The sequence below is a fragment of the Streptomyces xanthophaeus genome (assembly GCF_000725805.1).
Classification (GTDB): domain Bacteria; phylum Actinomycetota; class Actinomycetes; order Streptomycetales; family Streptomycetaceae; genus Streptomyces; species Streptomyces xanthophaeus.
The window spans coordinates 46,833-64,298 of sequence record NZ_JOFT01000027.1 but is presented as its reverse complement, the minus strand read 5'-3'; the positions used below and the strand labels follow the sequence as shown (position 1 = coordinate 64,298).

Here is a 17,466-nt window from a genome sequence, read left to right as displayed (position 1 = left end):
ACGCCCGGCGCACCCCGCCTCTCTCCGTGTGACCCGGTTCACTACTACGGAGTAACGGAACCCGCGTCATAGTCGCCCCCGGCCCCGCTCTCTCCCGGTGAGACCCTCACCGCGCACGAGACGAACGGAGGCCGGGCGATGACCGACCCGGAGGCCAAGACGGCAGTGGAATGGCTCGTATCGGCGGCGCCGGACCCCGAAGCCTGCCGGTGGGAGTGGGAGCGCAACCCCCTCGGGGTCGCCCTGCTGCCCGCCGGCCGGCGCTGGGACGTGCTGGTCCTGCCGGGGGAGCTGGGGCAGGCCACCCTCGACGTGCTGTACCTGCTCCTCGACCGGCCCGGCCCGGTGCTCGCCGACTTCGGCGACTCCCGGCTGGGCTTCTTCGTGCCCGCGGGCACGGCGTCCCGCTGGGTCGGGACGGGGGTGCGGGGCGCGGGGCGCGGCGCCTGGGTCGTGGTCCCGTACCCGGGCCGGGCGACCGGCGGGGTGCGCTGGGTGGTGCTCCCCGACGGGTCGGGGACGCTCACCGACCCGGCCGTACTGGAGCTCGCGATGCACGAGGCGGCCGCGCGCGTACTGGCGCAGGAGGGCCCGAAGTCTTGACCAGAGGTCTTGACAAGGGCATTGGTCTGGACCATGTTGGGCGCCTCTCCCAGTCACCGCTGGGAGGCGCTCCTGACGCCCTCCATCCCCCCATGCCCCGGAGGCAGTTGTGCGCAGAACCTGGTCCGTCCTCACCGCCGCCGCCCTGGCCGCGGCCGGTTTCCTCGCCGCGGGACCACCCGCCGCCGCAGCCGACGCCGACCTCGTACGCAACGGAGGCTTCGAGGCCGGCCTCGACGGCTGGAGCTGCTCGGCGGGCAGCGGAGCCACCGTCACCACACCGGTCCACGGCGGCAGTTCCGCCCTCAAGGCCACCCCGGCCGGCCAGGACAACGCCCGCTGCTCCCAGGCCGTCACGGTCAAGCCCGACTCCACCTACACCCTCGGCGCCTGGGTCCAGGGCGCCTACGTCTACCTCGGCGCGACCGGGACCGGCACCACCGACGTGTCCACCTGGACGCAGACCCCCGGCGCCTGGAAGCAGCTGACCACCAGCTTCCGCACCGGCCCGGCCACCACCTCCGTGACCGTCTACACCCACGGCTGGTACGGCCAGCCCGCCCACCTCACCGACGACCTGACCCTCGTCGGCCCCGACCCCGGCGGCCCCGGCCAGCCCCAGCCCCCGGCCGCCCCCACCGGCCTGACCGCCTCCGGCGCCACACCGAGCAGCCTGAACCTGTCCTGGACGGCGGTCCCGGGTGCCACCTCGTACAAGGTCCACCGCGACGGCGCCGCGCCCCTGGCCGTCACCGGCACCTCGGCCACCGTGACCGGCCTCGCCGCCGCCACCACGTACGCCTTCCAGGTCAGCGCCGTGAACGCGGCGGGCGAGTCCCCGCGGAGCGCGACCGTCTCCGCCGCCACGACGAGCGGCCCGGTCGACCCCGGCGACCCCGGCAGCGGCCTCCCGGCCCACGCCCTGGTCGGCTACCTGCACGCCAGCTTCGCCAACGGCTCGGGTTACGTCCGGATGGCCGACGTACCCGCCTCCTGGGACGTCATCAACCTCGCCTTCGGCGAACCGACTTCCGTGACCTCCGGCGACATCCGCTTCCAGCTCTGCCCGGTCGCCGAATGCCCGAACGTCGAGTCGCCCGCAGAGTTCAAGGCGGCCGTCAAGGCCAAGCAGGCCGCCGGCAAGAAGGTGCTGATCTCGATCGGCGGCCAGAACGGCCAGGTCCAGCTCGGCACCACGGCGGCCCGCGACACCTTCGTCTCCTCCGTCAGCAAGATCATCGACGAGTACGGGCTCGACGGCCTCGACATCGACTTCGAGGGCCACTCCCTGTCCCTGGCCACCGGCGACACCGACTTCCGCGCCCCCACCACGCCGGTGATCGTCAACCTGATCTCGGCCGTGAAGACCCTGAAGGCCAAGTACGGCCCGGACTTCGTCCTGACCATGGCCCCGGAGACCTTCTTCGTCCAGCTCGGCTACCAGTACTACGGCTCCGGCCCCTGGGGCGGCCAGGACCCGCGCGCGGGCGCCTACCTCCCGGTCATCCACGCCCTGCGCGACGACCTCACCCTGCTCCACGTCCAGGACTACAACTCGGGCCCGATCATGGGCCTCGACAACCAGTACCACTCCATGGGCGGCGCCGACTTCCACATCGCCATGACCGACATGCTGCTCACCGGCTTCCCCGTCGCGGGCAACACCTCCCGGGTCTTCCCGCCGCTGCGCCCCGGACAGGTCGCCATCGGCCTCCCCGCCACCACCGGCGCGGGCAACGGCCACACCTCGCCCGCCGAGGTCAACAAGGCCCTGGACTGCCTCACCAAGAAGACCGGCTGCGGCAGCTACCAGACCCACGGGACCTGGCCCGCCCTGCGCGGGCTGATGACATGGTCGATCAACTGGGACCGCTTCGGCGGCTGGGAGTTCAGCCGGAACTTCGACGGCTACTTCGGCGGCTGACCCACCGCACCGCCAGCAGCAGCGGCACGCACAGGAAGCAGCTGGCCAGGACGTCCAGCGGCCAGTGGAAGCCGCGCAGCACCAGCCCGACGGCCGTCGCCCCCGCCAGCAGGAGGGCGACGGCCATCGGCCAGTTCCGGCGGGTGTACGGGGAGAGGAGCAGGGCGGCGCCGACGTAGGCGACGGCCGAGGTGGCCGTGTGGCCCGAGGGGTAGTAGCCGGCCGCCCAGGGCTCCAGCGGGCCCGGCCGCGCGGTCCACTCCTTGAGCGGCACCACCAGCGCCGGGACCAGGGCCATGGCCACACCCGCAGCGACGGCCCCGCGCCGGTTGCCGCGCCAGGCCGCGTACGCCATGGCCACGGCGAGCACGGGCACGGCGACCGGGATGTTGCCGAGGTCCGCGAGGCGTTCGGTGACGGCGTCGGGCACGGCGCGCAGCAGGGCGCGGCTCAGGCGCTCGTCGGGGACCAGCAGGGGGCCCGTCACCAGGACCTGCCAGGTGATCAGGGAGAGTGCCAGCAGGCAGGCCGCCGCGAGGAGGGCGGATCCGGGGAGAGTGGCCGGCCGTCCCGGAACAGGGGGGATGGTTCCGGGACGGCCGCCCGGACCGGGTTGCCGTCCGCCCCGGGGGGTTTGGGGCGTACGACTGTCCGATCGGTGAGGAGTGTGCGCGAACGCATGCCCAGTGCGGCGCTGGGGAAGCCCGGTACTGGAATCGCCCCCGGTGTCCCGGGAGCGGGGTGTCTCACTCATCTGCAGAAACCGTACGGCAGCAAAAGGGGGACCGACAGCAGGATCGCGCTCCCGCCATCGGCCCCCCACACCTTCTTCACAGAAGCCCGACGGTTACCGGCGGTACCGGCCGGGCGCTGCGATCGGGCGTTCTAGCCGTTCGATCAGATGGCCGCGAACGCGGCCTCGATGACGTCCAGGCCCTCGTTCAGCAGGTCCTCGCCGATGACGATCGGCGGCAGGAAGCGCAGCACGTTGCCGTAGGTGCCGCAGGTGAGGACGAGGACGCCCTCGGCGTGGCAGGCCTTGGCGAGCGCGCCGGCCGCCTCCGGGAAGGGGGTCTTGGAGACCGGGTCCTTGACCAGCTCGATCGCGATCATGGCGCCGCGGCCGCGGATGTCGCCGATGATGTCGTACTTCTCCTGCATGGCCGTCAGGCGGGCCTTCATGAGGGACTCGATCTTCTTCGCCGCGGCGTTGAGGTCGAGCTCCTTCATGGTCTCGATGGAACCGAGCGCACCGGCGCACGCCACCGGGTTGCCGCCGTAGGTGCCGCCCAGACCGCCCGCGTGGGCGGAGTCCATGATCTCGGCGCGGCCGGTCACGGCGGCGAGCGGCAGACCGCCCGCGATGCCCTTGGCCGTGGTGATCAGGTCGGGGACGATGCCCTCGTCCTCGCACGCGAACCACTGGCCGGTGCGGCAGAAGCCGGACTGGATCTCGTCGGCCACGAAGACGATGCCGTTGTCGTTGGCGAACTTCACGATGGCCGGCAGGAAGCCCTTGGCCGGCTCGATGAAGCCGCCCTCACCGAGGACCGGCTCGATGATGATCGCGGCGACGTTGTCGGCGCCGATCTGCTTGGTGATCTGGTCGATGGCCTGCGCGGCGGCCTCGGGGCCGCAGTTCTCGGCGCCGGTGGGCCAGCGGTAGCCGTACGCGACCGGGACGCGGTAGACCTCGGGGGCGAACGGACCGAAGCCCTGCTTGTACGGCATGTTCTTCGAGGTCAGCGCCATCGTCAGGTTCGTACGGCCGTGGTAGCCGTGGTCGAAGACGACGACCGCCTGGCGCTTGGTGTACGAACGGGCGATCTTGACGGCGTTCTCGACGGCCTCGGCGCCCGAGTTGAACAGCGCGGACTTCTTGGCGTGGTCACCCGGGGTCAGCTCGGCGAGGGCCTCGCAGACCTCGACGTAGCCCTCGTACGGGGTGACCATGAAACAGGTGTGGGTGAAGTCCGCGAGCTGCGCGGAGGCACGGCGCACGACGGCCTCGGCGGAGGCGCCGACCGAGGTCACGGCGATGCCGGAGCCGAAGTCGATCAGGCGGTTGCCGTCGACGTCCTCGATGATGCCGCCGCCCGCGCGGGCCGTGAACACGGGGAGCACGGAGCCCACGCCGCCGGCCACCACGCCGAGGCGGCGGGCCTGCAGCTCCTGCGACTTGGGGCCGGGGATCGCGGTGACGATGCGGCGCTCCTGCGGGACAGCGGTCATAGGGGGCTCCTGGGGGGGGGTGTTTTCGGACGCACTTGTGTCTTTGTCCGCAGGCTAGGCCCGGGGGAGGGGGTACTGCATGCTCCGTTCGGGAGTGGTGTCCGCGTGTCCTTGTCCGTGACGGCCATAGGAAGGACCGGGCGCGTGTCTTGTGGAGAGTGCCGTGGTACGGGCCCCGTCCCCGGTGGCGGGCACTAGATTGAGCGCCGCAGCGCACGGCACGGTCAGGGGGCAGGGGTTTTCATGGACACCGAGGGCACGCACGACGGCCAGGCGACCCGCGCGGGCCACGTCCCGAGACCGGCCGGCCCCCCACCCACCCCACAGACCCCCCCGAGGCCGCTCCACGCCCCGGCCACGGGACCCACGCTCGCGGACTGGCTGCGCACCCCGCGGCCTGCGGCCGAGCCCGGTGTCTGGAGGTTCGGACACGAGCCGCGGGAGGGGGAGGAACCCGCGAAGGCCCCTGACCGGGCGCTCGCCAGCGGCGCCGTCATCTCCTTCCTGGCCTGCGTGCTGGTCTGGTCGCTGATGCGCAATACCTACATCCCGTTCTGGGACGCCCCCCTGGACCTGTTCACGCCCGACAGCTGGTACGCCGCGAACGGCGAGCCCATCAACGGGACGGGCGGGATGAAGGCCAAGCCGATTTACGAACTGATCTTCGTATCGGCGCTCCTCTACGGATTCGGCCGACTCGGGAGCTGGCGGACCGCTTGGAACCGCCTGGTCGTCGCGCGCGGCCCCTGGGTCCGGGCGCTCGCGGTCCTCCCCCTCGTCTACGTCACTCTCCTGCTCGTCGACAACTACCAGCTGCCGTTGCGCCAACTGGTCTTCTCCTTCCTGCCGTACACCAGCGACAAGGCAGCCAACCTCGTGCTCGACGACACGGCGAAGACCGTGGTCGACGTGACCGTCGTGCTGGCCTTCGCCTGGCTCGGTGGCGCGGTGGCCTTGCTGCGTCGTTTCCGGCCGGCCGCTCCGGACCGCACGGGGACGTCCGCCGCCGCGGAACCGGCCCAGGACCCAGTCGGTTGGCCTCAGGTGCGGGACGCCGGGCTGGTCGAGGCTGCCGAGAGGCTCGGGGGGGAGATCGCCGCCGGGCGGATGAACGACGTGGACTACGCGCGCATCCGCCGCGCCTGGGACTCCGTGCGCGTCGACCCCTCACGGCTGCGCGCCTTCGCCGACGCCGTACGCGACAAGGGCGCCGCGGCCTGCGCCCACCCCTCCGGCGCACGGGACCTGCCCGCGCGCTCCGCCCGGCACGACCTGCTGGCCCGCCAGGTGCTCCTGGGCACCGTCGAGGACGGGGTGCAGAACCCCTACGCCCGCCGCGGCACCGCCCTCGCCCTCGACCCCGAGGTCCTCGGCACCTCCCTGCTGGCCGTCGGTCCCTCCGGCGCGGGCAAGACCGCCCGGCTGGTGCGGCCCGTCGTGGAGTCCCTGGCCCTGCAGGCCCTCGCGGGCCAGGCCGCCGTCGTCGCCGTCGGCGCGGCCGGGGCCCGGCTCGGCCCGGACACCGCCTACGACGTCGTCGTCCGCGTCGGCGACCCGGCCTCCGTCTACGACCTCGACCTCTACGGCGGCACCACCGACCCCGACGAGGCCGCCACCCTCCTAGCGGAGGCCTTCGTCGGCGACATCCCCGGCGTCGACGTGCGCCGGGCCGCGACGGCCCTCGCCCAGCTGCTCGGGCCGTTCCGGACCGCGTACGGCCGCTTCCCGGCCGTGCCCGAGCTGCGCGAGCTGCTCGACCAGGTCCGCCCCGCCCTCGACGGGCTGCGACGCACGCTGGAGGCGGCCGGGCAGCAGCCCATGCTCCGCGAGCTCGACGCCCGGGAACGTCAGCACGGCACCCCCGCGGACCCCGGCCCCGCCCTCGCCGACCGGGTGGCCCTGCTCGACCGGCCCGCCTTCGCCTCCTTCTTCAACGTCGGCGACTTCGAGACCACCGGCCAGGGCCGCCCGTTCTCCCTGCGCGCCCTGGAACACCCCATCCGGGTCCGCGTCGACCTGCCCGAGCGCGGCCACGCCGACGCCTCCCGGATGCTGGCCCGGCTGCTGCTCGCCCAGTTCAACGCCGCCGCCACCGCCCGCACCGACCGCTCCCTCTTCGCCTTCCTCGCCGTCGACGACGCCTCGCACACCCTGACCCCCGAGACCGTCCGCGGCGTACAGCGGCTGCGCTCGGCGAATGCGGGAGTCCTGCTCACGCTGCGCACGCTGGACGACGTACCGGAGCCGCTGCGCACCCCGCTGCTCGGGGCCGTCGGCTGCCGGATGGCGTTCTCGGGCGTCACGACCTGGGACGGCAAGCGGTTCGCCGAGTCCTGGGGCACCGAGTGGGTGGAGACGCGGGATGTCACCCACCGGACCGTCTTCGCCGACCAGCCCCTGACCCGGGCGATCCACGCCTTCCGCAAGCTCGTCACCGGCAAGGCGGTCACCACGGACGCGGTGACCGTGCGGCAGGTGGAACGGGAACGGTGGTCCGCCTCGGACCTGGCGCACGCCGTGCCGCCCGGGCACGCCGTACTGTCGCTGACCTCCGTCCGCGGGGAACGGGCGGCTCCGCTGCTGGTCCGGCTGACCGGAACGGCCTGAGCGGCGCGGACCCCGCACCCGGACGGCCCCGACCCGTACGGCCCCGACCCGTACGGCCCCGACCCGGACGGCCCCGACCCGTACGGCCCCGACCCATACGGCCCCGACCCGTACGGCCCCGACCCGTACGGGGTGGCAGAATCAAGGAGAGCCGTTCGACGACACGGCGAAATACGGCCCGGCCCAGCTCCTCGCCGCCGTCCCTCCACACCCCGCCGTATGTCACGCCGCCGCGCCCGCCGCCCCCTCCCGCTAAGGCCCCTGGTAACCGATGCCGCTCACCCTCGCCTCGCTCGTCCAGCACTCGGCGCTCAAGCTCAGCGTCCGGGCCGGGGAGAGCCGCCTCGACACCCCCGTGCGCTGGGCCCACGTCAGCGAGCTCGCCGACCCCGTCCCCTACATGGAGGGCGGGGAACTGCTCCTGATCACCGCCATGAAGCTGGACGCCGAGGACCCCGAGGAGATGCGCCGCTACGTACGCCGCCTCGCCGCGGCGGGGGTCGTCGGCATCGGCTTCGCGATCGGCGTCAACTACGAGGCGATCCCCGAGGCCCTGGTCGAGGCCGCGCGGACCGAGGACCTGCCCCTGCTGGAGGTGCCGCGCCGCACCCCCTTCCTCGCGATCAGCAAGGCCGTCTCCGCCGCGCTCGCCGCGGACCAGTACCGGGCCGTCACCGCCGGCTTCGAGGCGCAGCGCGAGCTGACCCGCGCCGCGCTGTCCGCCGACGGGCCCGCCGAGCTGCTGACGAAGCTGGCGGCCCACGTGCACGGCTGGGCCGCGCTCTACGACACCTCCGGCGCGGTCGTCGCCGCCGCCCCCGACTGGGCCGCGCGCCGGGCCGCCCGGCTCACCCCGGACGTGGAACGGCTGCGGGAGCGGCCCGCGCCCGCCAGCGCCGTGGTGGGCGGCTCGGACGACCGGGTCGAACTCCAGTCGCTGGGCACCGGGCGCCGCGCGCGCGGCGCGCTCGCCGTGGGCACCGGGGCCCCGCTCGGCACGGCCGAGCGGTACGCGGTCCACTCCGCGGTGGCGCTGCTCACCCTCACCACCGAACGCTCGCGGTCCCTGCACGACGCCGAGTCCCGGCTGGGGGCGGCGGTGCTGCGCATGCTCCTGGCAGGGGAGGCCGAGCACGCCCGGGCCGTGGCCGGGGACCTGTACGGGGCCCTGCTGGAGGCACCCTTCCGGCTGATCGTGGCCGAACCGGCCCTGCCGGGGACGGCACAGCCCGAGGGGCTGGCGCTGCTGGCCGATGCGGTGGAATCGGCGGCGGCCCGTACCGGCGAGACGCTGCTGGTGGTGCCGGAGCCGAGCAGGCTCGTGGTCCTGGCCGCCGACGGGGGCGCGGCCGTGCACGCCTGCGCGGACCACGCGGAGGCCCTGGAGTCGCGGCGCGGCCGCGAGGCCACCGGGCCGGAGCCGGACGAACTGGTCGTCGGCCTGTCCGCTCCCGCGGGGCCGGCCGGGGTGGCGGTGGCGATGAAGCAGGCCGACCAGGCCCTGGCCGTGGCCCGGCGGCGCGGCCGGCCGCTCGTCGAGCACGAGGACATGGCGGCGGGTTCGGTCCTGCCGCTGCTGGCGGACGAGGCGGTACGCGCCTTCGCGGACGGCACCCTGCGGGCGCTGCGCGAGCACGACGCGGTGGGGCGGGGCGACCTGGTCGCCTCGTTGCAGGCGTGGCTCTCCCGGCACGGCCAGTGGGACGCGGCCGCGGCCGACCTGGGCGTGCACCGGCACACCCTGCGCTACCGGATGAAGCGGGTCGAGGAGATCCTGGGCCGCTCCCTCGACGACCCGGACGTCCGCATGGAACTCTGGCTGGCCCTGAAGGCGACATCGGCGCCGTCCTGACGCCGTCCCGCCTGCGGCGCCGTTGCTACGGGGCTCCGCGGTTTCCCCTGCGGGGCTCAGCCGTGTGGCGGTGTCCCGCCTGCGGCGCCGTTGCTACGGGGCTCCGCCGTGTCCCGTGCGGGGCTTGGCCGTGGGGTGGTGCCCCGCCTGCGGCGCCGTTGCTACGGGGCTCCGCCCCGGACCCCGCTCCTCAAACGCCGGCGGGGCTGGATTTTCCCCGCAGGACGAGCGCGCAACCTGGGCCGCCACATCTTGACCGGGCTCAGTGCGCGAGCCGAGGAGATACCCCGGAGGGGCACCGCTCCCCGACCCCCACCGAACAGGCCCCGCCAGGGACCGCACCCGCAATGCCACGGGAGCCAAAAATCAGCCCCTCCGGCGATTGAGGAGCGGGGTCTGGGGCGGAGCCCCAGGAGGCTCGGCGCAGCCCGGGCCCGGCCACACCGCACGAGCCCCGCCAGGGATCCGCCCCGCGACACTGACAAAGCGGCGCGACGCGAACCGCGGGTACTACACCCCGGACAAACGCCGAATCCCCGGCGGAGTCCTACGGTGGAGGGGACAAGGACCCACCGCACACATCGAAGGGCCGGGATTCGCATGACTTCCACCCACGCCTTCTGGCTCGCCGGCCGCCAGGCCACCGGCGAGGACAGCTTCGACGTCCACTCCCCGTGGGACGGCCGGCTGGTCGGCACCGTCAGCGTGCCCACCGACGCGCAGGTCGAAGAGGCCGTGGCCGCGGCGTACGCCGTGACGGCGGAGTTCTCCGCGACCCCCGCCCACGTACGGGCCGCCGCCCTGGACCACGTGTCCAAGCGGCTCACCGAGCGCACCGAGGAGATCGCCCAGCTGATCTCCGCCGAGAACGGCAAGCCCGTCAAGTGGGCGCGCGGTGAGGTCGGCCGTGCGGTCTCCGTGTTCCGGTTCGCCGCCGAGGAAGCCCGCCGCTTCAACGGCGGAGAGGCCCAGCGCCTCGACACCGACGCCGGTGGCGTCGGCCGTCTCGCCCTCACGCGCCGCTTCGTCAAGGGTCCGGTCCTCGGCATCGCGCCGTTCAACTTCCCGCTGAACCTGTGCGCCCACAAGGTGGCCCCCGCCATCGCCGTCGGCGCGCCGATCATCCTCAAGCCCGCCCCGGCGACGCCCCTGTCCGGGCTGATCCTGGGTGAGCTGCTCGCCGAGACCGACCTCCCGGCCGGCTCCTGGTCGGTCCTGCCGGTCGCGAACGACAAGATGCCCGCCCTGGTCAAGGACGAGCGCCTCCCCGTGATCTCCTTCACCGGCTCCGACACCGTCGGCTACGCCATCCAGCAGTCGGTGCCCCACAAGCACTGCACCCTGGAGCTCGGCGGCAACGCCGCGGCCGTGGTCCTGGACGACTGGGCCTCCGAGGCGGACCTCGACTGGGCCGCGACCCGGATCGCGACCTTCTCGAACTACCAGGCCGGTCAGTCCTGCATCTCCGTGCAGCGCGTGATCGCCGAGGCCTCGGTCTACGACCGCCTCGTCGAGAAGGTCGTCGCCAAGGTCCAGGCGCAGGTCACCGGTGACCCCTCCGACTCGGCCACCGACGTCGGCCCGCTCGTCTCCGAGGCCGCTGCCCAGCGCGTGGAGTCCTGGGTGGACGAGGCGGTCTCCGCCGGCGCCAAGCTGCTCACGGGCGGCAAGCGCGAGGGTGCCTCGTACGAGCCCACCGTGCTCGCGGAGGTGCCGGACGGCGTCAAGCTGGCCACCGAGGAGGTCTTCGGACCGGTCCTGACCCTGAAGAAGGTCGAGAACACCGACGAGGCCTTCGCCGCCGTCAACGACTCGAAGTTCGGTCTCCAGACCGGCGTCTTCACCCGGGACATCCAGACCGCGTTCCGCGCCCACCGCGAGCTCGAGGTCGGCGGTGTGATCATCGGCGACGCACCGTCCTACCGCGCCGACCAGATGCCGTACGGCGGCGTCAAGCAGTCCGGCGTGGGCCGCGAGGGCGTCCGCTACGCGATGGACGACTACACGTACGAGCGGGTCCTGGTCCTGACCGGCCTCGACATCTGATCTCGTACGGCCATAGAGCCGACGGCCGGAGCCTACTGTGCGGGGGCTCCGGCCGTCCCCCTTTTCCGGGCGGTGGACACACGCGGCCGGCGGCATCCCGGAGGATGCCGCCGGCCGCCCCCGTTCCCCGGCTCCCGGCCGCCGATTCCCCCGACCGGACCGCCCCGGCTTTTCCGGCGGAGCCGGACGGGGTACGACTCACAAGTAGCACCGGCAGGTAATCCGGTGAACCGACTCCGGCGGCGAGGTGAGTCCCCGCATGTCCGCAACACAGCCCGCACAGCCCAAGGTGACCGAGCGAGAGGCACGGCAGGTCGCGGAAGCGGCCCGGGAACAGGACTGGCGCAAGCCCAGCTTCGCTAAGGAACTCTTCCTGGGACGGTTCCGGCTCGACCTCATCCATCCCCACCCGCTCCCCGCCGCCGAGGACGTCCGGCGCGGCGAGGCCTTCCTGGCCAGGCTGCGGGCGTTCTGCGAGACCTCGATCGACGGCGCCCGCATCGAACGCGAGGCCAAGATCCCCGACGAGACCGTGCGGGGGCTCAAGGAGCTCGGCGCGCTCGGCATGAAGATCGACCCCAAGTACGGGGGCCTCGGTCTCACCCAGGTCTACTACAACAAGGCGCTCGCCCTCGTCGGCTCCGTCAGCCCCGCGATCGGCGCCCTGCTCTCCGCCCACCAGTCGATCGGCGTGCCCCAGCCGCTGAAGATGTTCGGCACCCAGGAGCAGAAGGACGCCTACCTGCCCCGCTGCGCCACCACCGCCATCAGCGCCTTCCTGCTCACCGAACCGGACGTGGGATCCGACCCGGCGCGCCTGGCCACCACGGCCGTCCCCGACGGGGACGACGCGTACGTCCTCGACGGCGTGAAGCTGTGGACCACCAACGGGGTCGTCGCCGACCTCCTTGTCGTCATGGCCCGGGTGCCCAAGGGCGAGAACCACCGGGGCGGGATCACCGCCTTCGTGGTGGAGGCCGACTCGCCGGGGATCACCGTCGAGCACCGCAACGCCTTCATGGGCCTGCGCGGCCTGGAGAACGGCGTCACCCGCTTCCACCAGGTCAGGGTGCCCGCCGCCCAGCGGATCGGCGCGGAGGGCGCCGGGCTGAAGATCGCCCTGACCACCCTCAACACCGGCCGGCTGTCGCTGCCCGCCATGTGCGTGGGTGCCGGGAAGTGGTGCCTGAAGATCGCCCGCGAGTGGTCCGGGGTCCGGGAGCAGTGGGGGCGCCCGGTGGCCCGCCACGAGGCCGTCGGATCCAAGATCGCCTTCATCGCCGCCACCACCTTCGCCCTGGAGGCCGTGGTCGACCTGGCCTCCCAGATGGCCGACGAGGACCGCAACGACATCCGCATCGAGGCGGCCCTCGCCAAGCTGTACGGGTCCGAGATGGCCTGTCTGATGGCCGACGAACTCGTCCAGATCCGCGGCGGCCGCGGCTTCGAGACCGCCGATTCCCTCGCCGCCCGCGGCGAGCGGGCCGTCCCCGCCGAACAGATGCTCCGCGACCTGCGGATCAACCGGATCTTCGAGGGCTCGACGGAGATCATGCACCTGCTGATCGCCCGCGAGGCCGTCGACGCCCACCTGTCGGTGGCGGGCGACCTCATCGACCCCGAGAAGGCGCTGGGGGACAAGGCCAAGGCCGGTGCCCGCGCCGCCGGGTTCTACGCCCGCTGGCTGCCCAAGCTGGCCACCGGTGCCGGGCAGGTCCCCGGTACCTACCGCGCCTTCCACCCGAGCGGCCACCCCGACCTGTCCACCCACCTGCGCTACGTCGAACGCAGCGCCCGCAAACTTGCGCGCTCCACCTTCTACGCGATGTCCCGCTGGCAGGGCCGCATGGAGACCAAACAGGGCTTCCTCGGCCGGATCGTCGACATCGGCGCCGAACTCTTCGCGATGAGCGCGGCCTGCGTGCGCGCCGAGCACCTGCGGGCCGCCGGCGACCACGGCCGCGAGGCCTACCAGCTCGCCGACGCCTTCTGCGGGCAGTCCAGGATCCGCGTCGAGGAGCTCTTCGGGCGGCTCTGGTCCAACACCGACGACGTGGACGGCACCCTGGTCCGGGGCGTCCTGTCCGGTACCTACACCTGGCTGGAGGAAGGGGTGCTCGACCCCTCGGGCGACGGCCCGTGGATCGCCGACGCCACCCCCGGCCCCTCCACCCGGGAAAACGTCCACCGTCCCCTTCGCTGACCGCCCGCTGACCTGCGATCATCGCCCCACGCCGGAGAGGCGTACGGGAGCGGCGACGGGGAATCGGATGCATGTGGACGCAGACCGGGAGAGCAGAAGGCTGGCCTGGTGCGTGGCGCTGCTGCTGCGCCACGCACCGGACGCGGTCGCGGCCGAACTCCTCGGCCGCCTCGACGCCCCCACCCGCCGCTACCTGTGCCGCGACGAATACCTCCCGGCGCCGGTCGTCACCCTGCTGCTGCGCGACGGCAGCGACGAGGACCGGCGCACCATCGCCCGCAACCCGCAGGTGCTCGGCCGCCCGCTGCCCGGCCTCCCCGGCCCCGCGCGGTACGCGGCCCGGCCCGGCCCCGCGCCGGAGCTGCTCGCCACCCTGCGGGCCGAGCTGGGCCGGGAGCCGGGGGCGCCGCCGCTGACGGGCGAGGAGCTGATCGGCCTGCTGCGCCGGCACGGCCGTCACCGGCCGCGCATCCCGCTCGACGTGCTCACCCTGCCGTACGCGCTCGACCCCGGACTCCTGCTCCGCGAGCACGCCCGCGAACCGCTGCCGCCCGGCTCGGTCGAGGCGCTGCTGCTGGTGGCCGGACTGGACCGGCGGTCCTGCCTGGCGCTGCTCGACACCCGTGCGCAGGCCGCGTACGGCCCCCGGTGGCACCGCCCCGCCGTACGCGCCGTACGGACCGGCAGGCTGACCTTCGAAGAGCTCGTGGCGGCCGTGGCCCCCGCCCACCGGACCCTGCTGCTCGGCCAGGCGCACGCCATCGGCCGCTTCGCCTGGAACCTCGCCGAGTGGGCCGGGATGCGCTCGGCGCTGCAGCGGGTGCTGCGTCCGGCGCTGGGCGACGACCCGCGCCTGTGGGCGGAGCTGCAACGGCACGCCCCCGGCTTCGCCGGCACCCTGCCCGAGCTGGTGGCGGCGGTGGCGGCCGGGACCGTACCCGAAGGGCGGTCCGGGCCCGCCGCGGGCCCGGAGCTCGTAGCGGCCGTGGAGGCGCTGGCGCCCGGTTCCCCGGAGCCCGACGGGGGCGTCCAGCGGGAGCTGGCCCTGGCCAGCCTCGCGGTGCCCAACGCCATGGGTGACCTGCGCGAGGACGTCCGGTGGGTGCGCGCCTGCCTCGACAGCGGTCTGCTCACGGGCACCGACGTGATCGCGCACAAGGCGCCCGCCGCCTGGGCGCTGGACGAGGACCACTGGCTGGGCGACGTCGACTACCCCGACCGGCACGACCGGCCGCAGGCCGTCCTCGACGCCCGGGCGGAGGCGGACCGGCTGTTCGCGGGCGCCCTCGGCACGGACGCCGACGCCTGGTGGACGGCCGCCCGTTCGCTGCCGGAGTTCGCCGGAACGCTCCCCGAACTGCTCGCCGGCGCCGTTCACGGGGACTCCGTGTCCAACCGTTCCTGAGTTGCGGCAACAATGGGGGGCATGAGCGACCGCCCAGCCCCCCTCGCCGATCCGCACCTCCTCTTCGACGCCGCGGCCGGCCCCCGGGACGTCGTCGTCCTCGGCTCCACCGGGTCCATCGGAACCCAGGCCATCGACCTCGCCCTGCGCAACCCCGACCGGTTCCGGGTGACCGCGCTGTCCGCAGCGGGCGGCCGGGTCGAGCTGCTGGCCGAGCAGGCCCGGCGGCTGCGGGTGGACACCGTGGCCGTGGCCCGCGAGGACGCCGTACCGGCCCTGAAGGAGGCGCTGAGCGCCCAGTACGGGGCGTCCGGGACGCTGCCCGAGATCCTGGCCGGGCCCGACGCGGCGACCGAACTGGCCGCCTCCCCGTGCCACACCGTCCTCAACGGCATCACCGGTTCCATCGGCCTCGCGCCCACCCTCGCCGCCCTGCGCGCGGGCCGCACCCTGGCCCTCGCGAACAAGGAGTCGCTGATCGTCGGCGGCCCCCTGGTCAAGGAACTCGCGAAGCCCGGCCAGATCATCCCGGTGGACTCCGAGCACGCGGCCCTCTTCCAGGCGCTGGCCGCCGGGAACCGGGCCGACGTGCGCAAGCTCGTGGTCACCGCCTCCGGCGGGCCCTTCCGCGGCCGCACCCGCGCCGAGCTGGCGACGGTCACCGTCCAGGACGCGCTCGCCCACCCCACCTGGTCCATGGGCCCGGTCATCACCGTCAACTCGGCGACCCTGGTCAACAAGGGCCTGGAGGTCATCGAGGCCCATTTGCTCTACGACATCCCGTTCGAGCAGATCGAGGTCGTGGTCCACCCGCAGTCGTACGTGCACTCCATGGTGGAGTTCACCGACGGTTCCACCCTCGCCCAGGCCACCCCGCCCGACATGCGCGGCCCCATCGCGATCGGTCTGGGCTGGCCCGCCCGGGTCCCGGACGCGGCCCCCGCCTTCGACTGGACCAAGGCCTCGACCTGGGAGTTCTTCCCGTTGGACACCGAGGCGTTCCCCTCGGTGGGCCTGGCCCGGCACGTGGGTACCCTCGGCGGTACGGCCCCGGCCGTGTTCAATGCGGCGAACGAGGAGTGCGTCGAGGCGTTCCTGGCCGGTCGGCTGCCGTTCACAGCAATCATGGATACGGTCTCTGCCGTGGTCGATGAGCACGGGACGCCGGACGCGGGAACTTCCCTGACCGTCCAGGACGTCCTCGAAGCGGAGACCTGGGCCAGGGCCCGGGCACAGGAGATGGCGGCTCGCACCGCCGTGGAGGCGGGCGCATGACGATACTGCTGACGGCGATCGGCATCGTCGTTTTCGTGATCGGGCTGCTCTTCTCCATCGCCTGGCACGAGCTCGGCCACCTCTCGACGGCCAAGCTGTTCGGCATCCGCGTGCCGCAGTACATGGTCGGCTTCGGCCGGACGATCTGGTCGCGCAAGCGGGGCGACACCGAGTACGGGATCAAGGCCATCCCCATGGGCGGCTACATCCGCATGATCGGGATGTTCCCGCCCGGTGAGGACGGCAAGGTCACCGCCCGCTCGACCTCGCCGTTCCGCTCGATGATCGAGGACGCGCGCTCGGCGGCGTACGAGGAGCTCCAGCCCGGCGACGAGACGCGGCTCTTCTACACGCGCAAGCCGTGGAAGCGCGTGATCGTGATGTTCGCCGGCCCCTTCATGAACCTGGTGCTCGCGCTGGCGATCTTCTTCGGCGTGTGGATGACCTTCGGGGTCAACCAGACGACCACCCAGGTCCTGACCGTCTCGCCGTGCGTGATCAAGCAGAGCCAGAACCGCGAGGTCTGCAAGGACGGCGACCCGGCGGCCCCGGCCAAGCAGGCCGGCCTCCAGAAGGACGACCGGATCGTCGCCTTCAACGGCCGCAAGGTGGCGGACTGGACGGCCCTGCAGGCGAAGATCCGCGACACCGTCGGCCCCGCCACCGTCACCGTCGTGCGCGACGGACAGCAGCTGACGCTGCCGGTGACCTTGATCCCCAACCAGGTCGCCAAGACGGACGGCCACGGCGGGTACGTCAAGGGCGAGTACGTGACGGCCGGCTGGCTCGGGTTCACCCCGCGCAGCGAGATCGCGGCCCTGTCCTTCGGGCAGTCCGTCGATCACATGGGCGAGATCGTGGAGAACAGCGTGCAGGGGCTGCTCCAGCTCCCGGCGAAGGTCCCGGCCCTGTGGGACGCGGCGTTCAACGGCGCGGAGCGGGAGCCGGACTCCCCGATGGGCATCGTCGGTGCGGCCCGGATCAACGGGGAGATCGCCACCCTGGACATCCCGTCCGAGCAGCGCATCTCGCTCATGCTCAACGTGCTGGGCATGTTCAACCTCTCGCTGTTCCTGTTCAACATGCTGCCGCTGCTCCCGCTGGACGGCGGGCACATCGCGGGCGCCCTGTGGGAGTCGGTCCGGCGCAATTTCGCCCGGCTCTTCCGGCGCGCCGACCCGGGCCCCTTCGACGTGGCGAAGCTGATGCCCGCCGCGTACGTGGTGGCCGCCGTCTTCGTCTGCTTCACGCTGCTCGTGCTGGTGGCGGACGTGGTCAACCCGATCAAGATCACCTAGCGGGTCCGGATAGCACGTGGG

The 17,466-nt window shown here is 73.2% G+C and carries 11 protein-coding genes; 9 read left to right on the top strand and 2 right to left on the bottom strand.

Features of this window, described 5'->3' with window-relative positions; genetic code table 11:
• Positions 1-138 precede the first annotated feature (138 nt).
• Positions 139-603, top strand: coding sequence for a hypothetical protein (locus IO30_RS0117510; RefSeq protein ID WP_031144070.1), 465 nt, complete (start codon positions 139-141; stop codon positions 601-603).
• A gap of 109 nt (positions 604-712) precedes the next feature.
• The gene (locus IO30_RS0117505) at positions 713-2,527 is read left to right on the top strand and encodes a chitinase (RefSeq protein ID WP_031144067.1); all 1,815 of its coding nucleotides are present in this window, start codon (positions 713-715) and stop codon (positions 2,525-2,527) included.
• Here the strand turns inward: IO30_RS0117505 and IO30_RS0117500 are convergent.
• Positions 2,493-3,014: a phosphatase PAP2 family protein gene (locus IO30_RS0117500; RefSeq protein WP_308443093.1), complete on the bottom strand. Its 522-nt coding sequence runs from the start codon at positions 3,012-3,014 to the stop codon at positions 2,493-2,495. The two genes, IO30_RS0117505 and IO30_RS0117500, sit on opposite strands and share 35 nt — an antisense overlap.
• A 410-nt stretch (positions 3,015-3,424) precedes the next feature.
• Positions 3,425-4,759: a 4-aminobutyrate--2-oxoglutarate transaminase gene (gene gabT / locus IO30_RS0117495; RefSeq protein ID WP_031144063.1), complete on the bottom strand. Its 1,335-nt coding sequence runs from the start codon at positions 4,757-4,759 to the stop codon at positions 3,425-3,427.
• A gap of 243 nt (positions 4,760-5,002) precedes the next feature.
• On the opposite strand from gabT, the gene IO30_RS0117490 reads away from it, so the two are divergent.
• From IO30_RS0117490 to IO30_RS0117460, 7 genes are all read left to right on the top strand, one after another.
• Positions 5,003-7,366 (top strand): hypothetical protein, encoded by a 2,364-nt coding sequence (locus IO30_RS0117490; RefSeq protein ID WP_031144061.1) that lies wholly within the window; start codon positions 5,003-5,005, stop codon positions 7,364-7,366.
• 271 nt (positions 7,367-7,637) lie between these two features.
• Positions 7,638-9,218, top strand: a complete 1,581-nt coding sequence (locus IO30_RS0117485) for a PucR family transcriptional regulator (protein ID WP_031144059.1) — start codon at positions 7,638-7,640, stop codon at positions 9,216-9,218.
• A gap of 600 nt (positions 9,219-9,818) precedes the next feature.
• Positions 9,819-11,264, top strand: a complete 1,446-nt coding sequence (locus IO30_RS0117480; RefSeq protein ID WP_031144058.1) for an aldehyde dehydrogenase family protein — start codon at positions 9,819-9,821, stop codon at positions 11,262-11,264.
• Between the two features lie 259 nt (positions 11,265-11,523).
• Positions 11,524-13,467 (top strand): acyl-CoA dehydrogenase family protein, encoded by a 1,944-nt coding sequence (locus tag IO30_RS0117475; protein WP_031144057.1) that lies wholly within the window; start codon positions 11,524-11,526, stop codon positions 13,465-13,467.
• Between the two features lie 67 nt (positions 13,468-13,534).
• The gene (locus IO30_RS0117470) at positions 13,535-14,872 is read left to right on the top strand and encodes a serine/threonine-protein kinase (RefSeq protein ID WP_157853333.1); all 1,338 of its coding nucleotides are present in this window, start codon (positions 13,535-13,537) and stop codon (positions 14,870-14,872) included.
• Positions 14,873-14,893: 21 nt separating this feature from the next.
• A complete protein-coding gene (gene dxr / locus IO30_RS0117465) occupies positions 14,894-16,147 on the top strand; it encodes a 1-deoxy-D-xylulose-5-phosphate reductoisomerase (RefSeq protein WP_031144053.1) in 1,254 nt (417 codons plus the stop codon).
• The gene (locus tag IO30_RS0117460) at positions 16,144-17,445 is read left to right on the top strand and encodes a M50 family metallopeptidase (RefSeq protein ID WP_031144051.1); all 1,302 of its coding nucleotides are present in this window, start codon (positions 16,144-16,146) and stop codon (positions 17,443-17,445) included. The genes dxr and IO30_RS0117460 overlap by 4 nt, the downstream gene beginning before the upstream one ends.
• Positions 17,446-17,466: the final 21 nt, after the last annotated feature.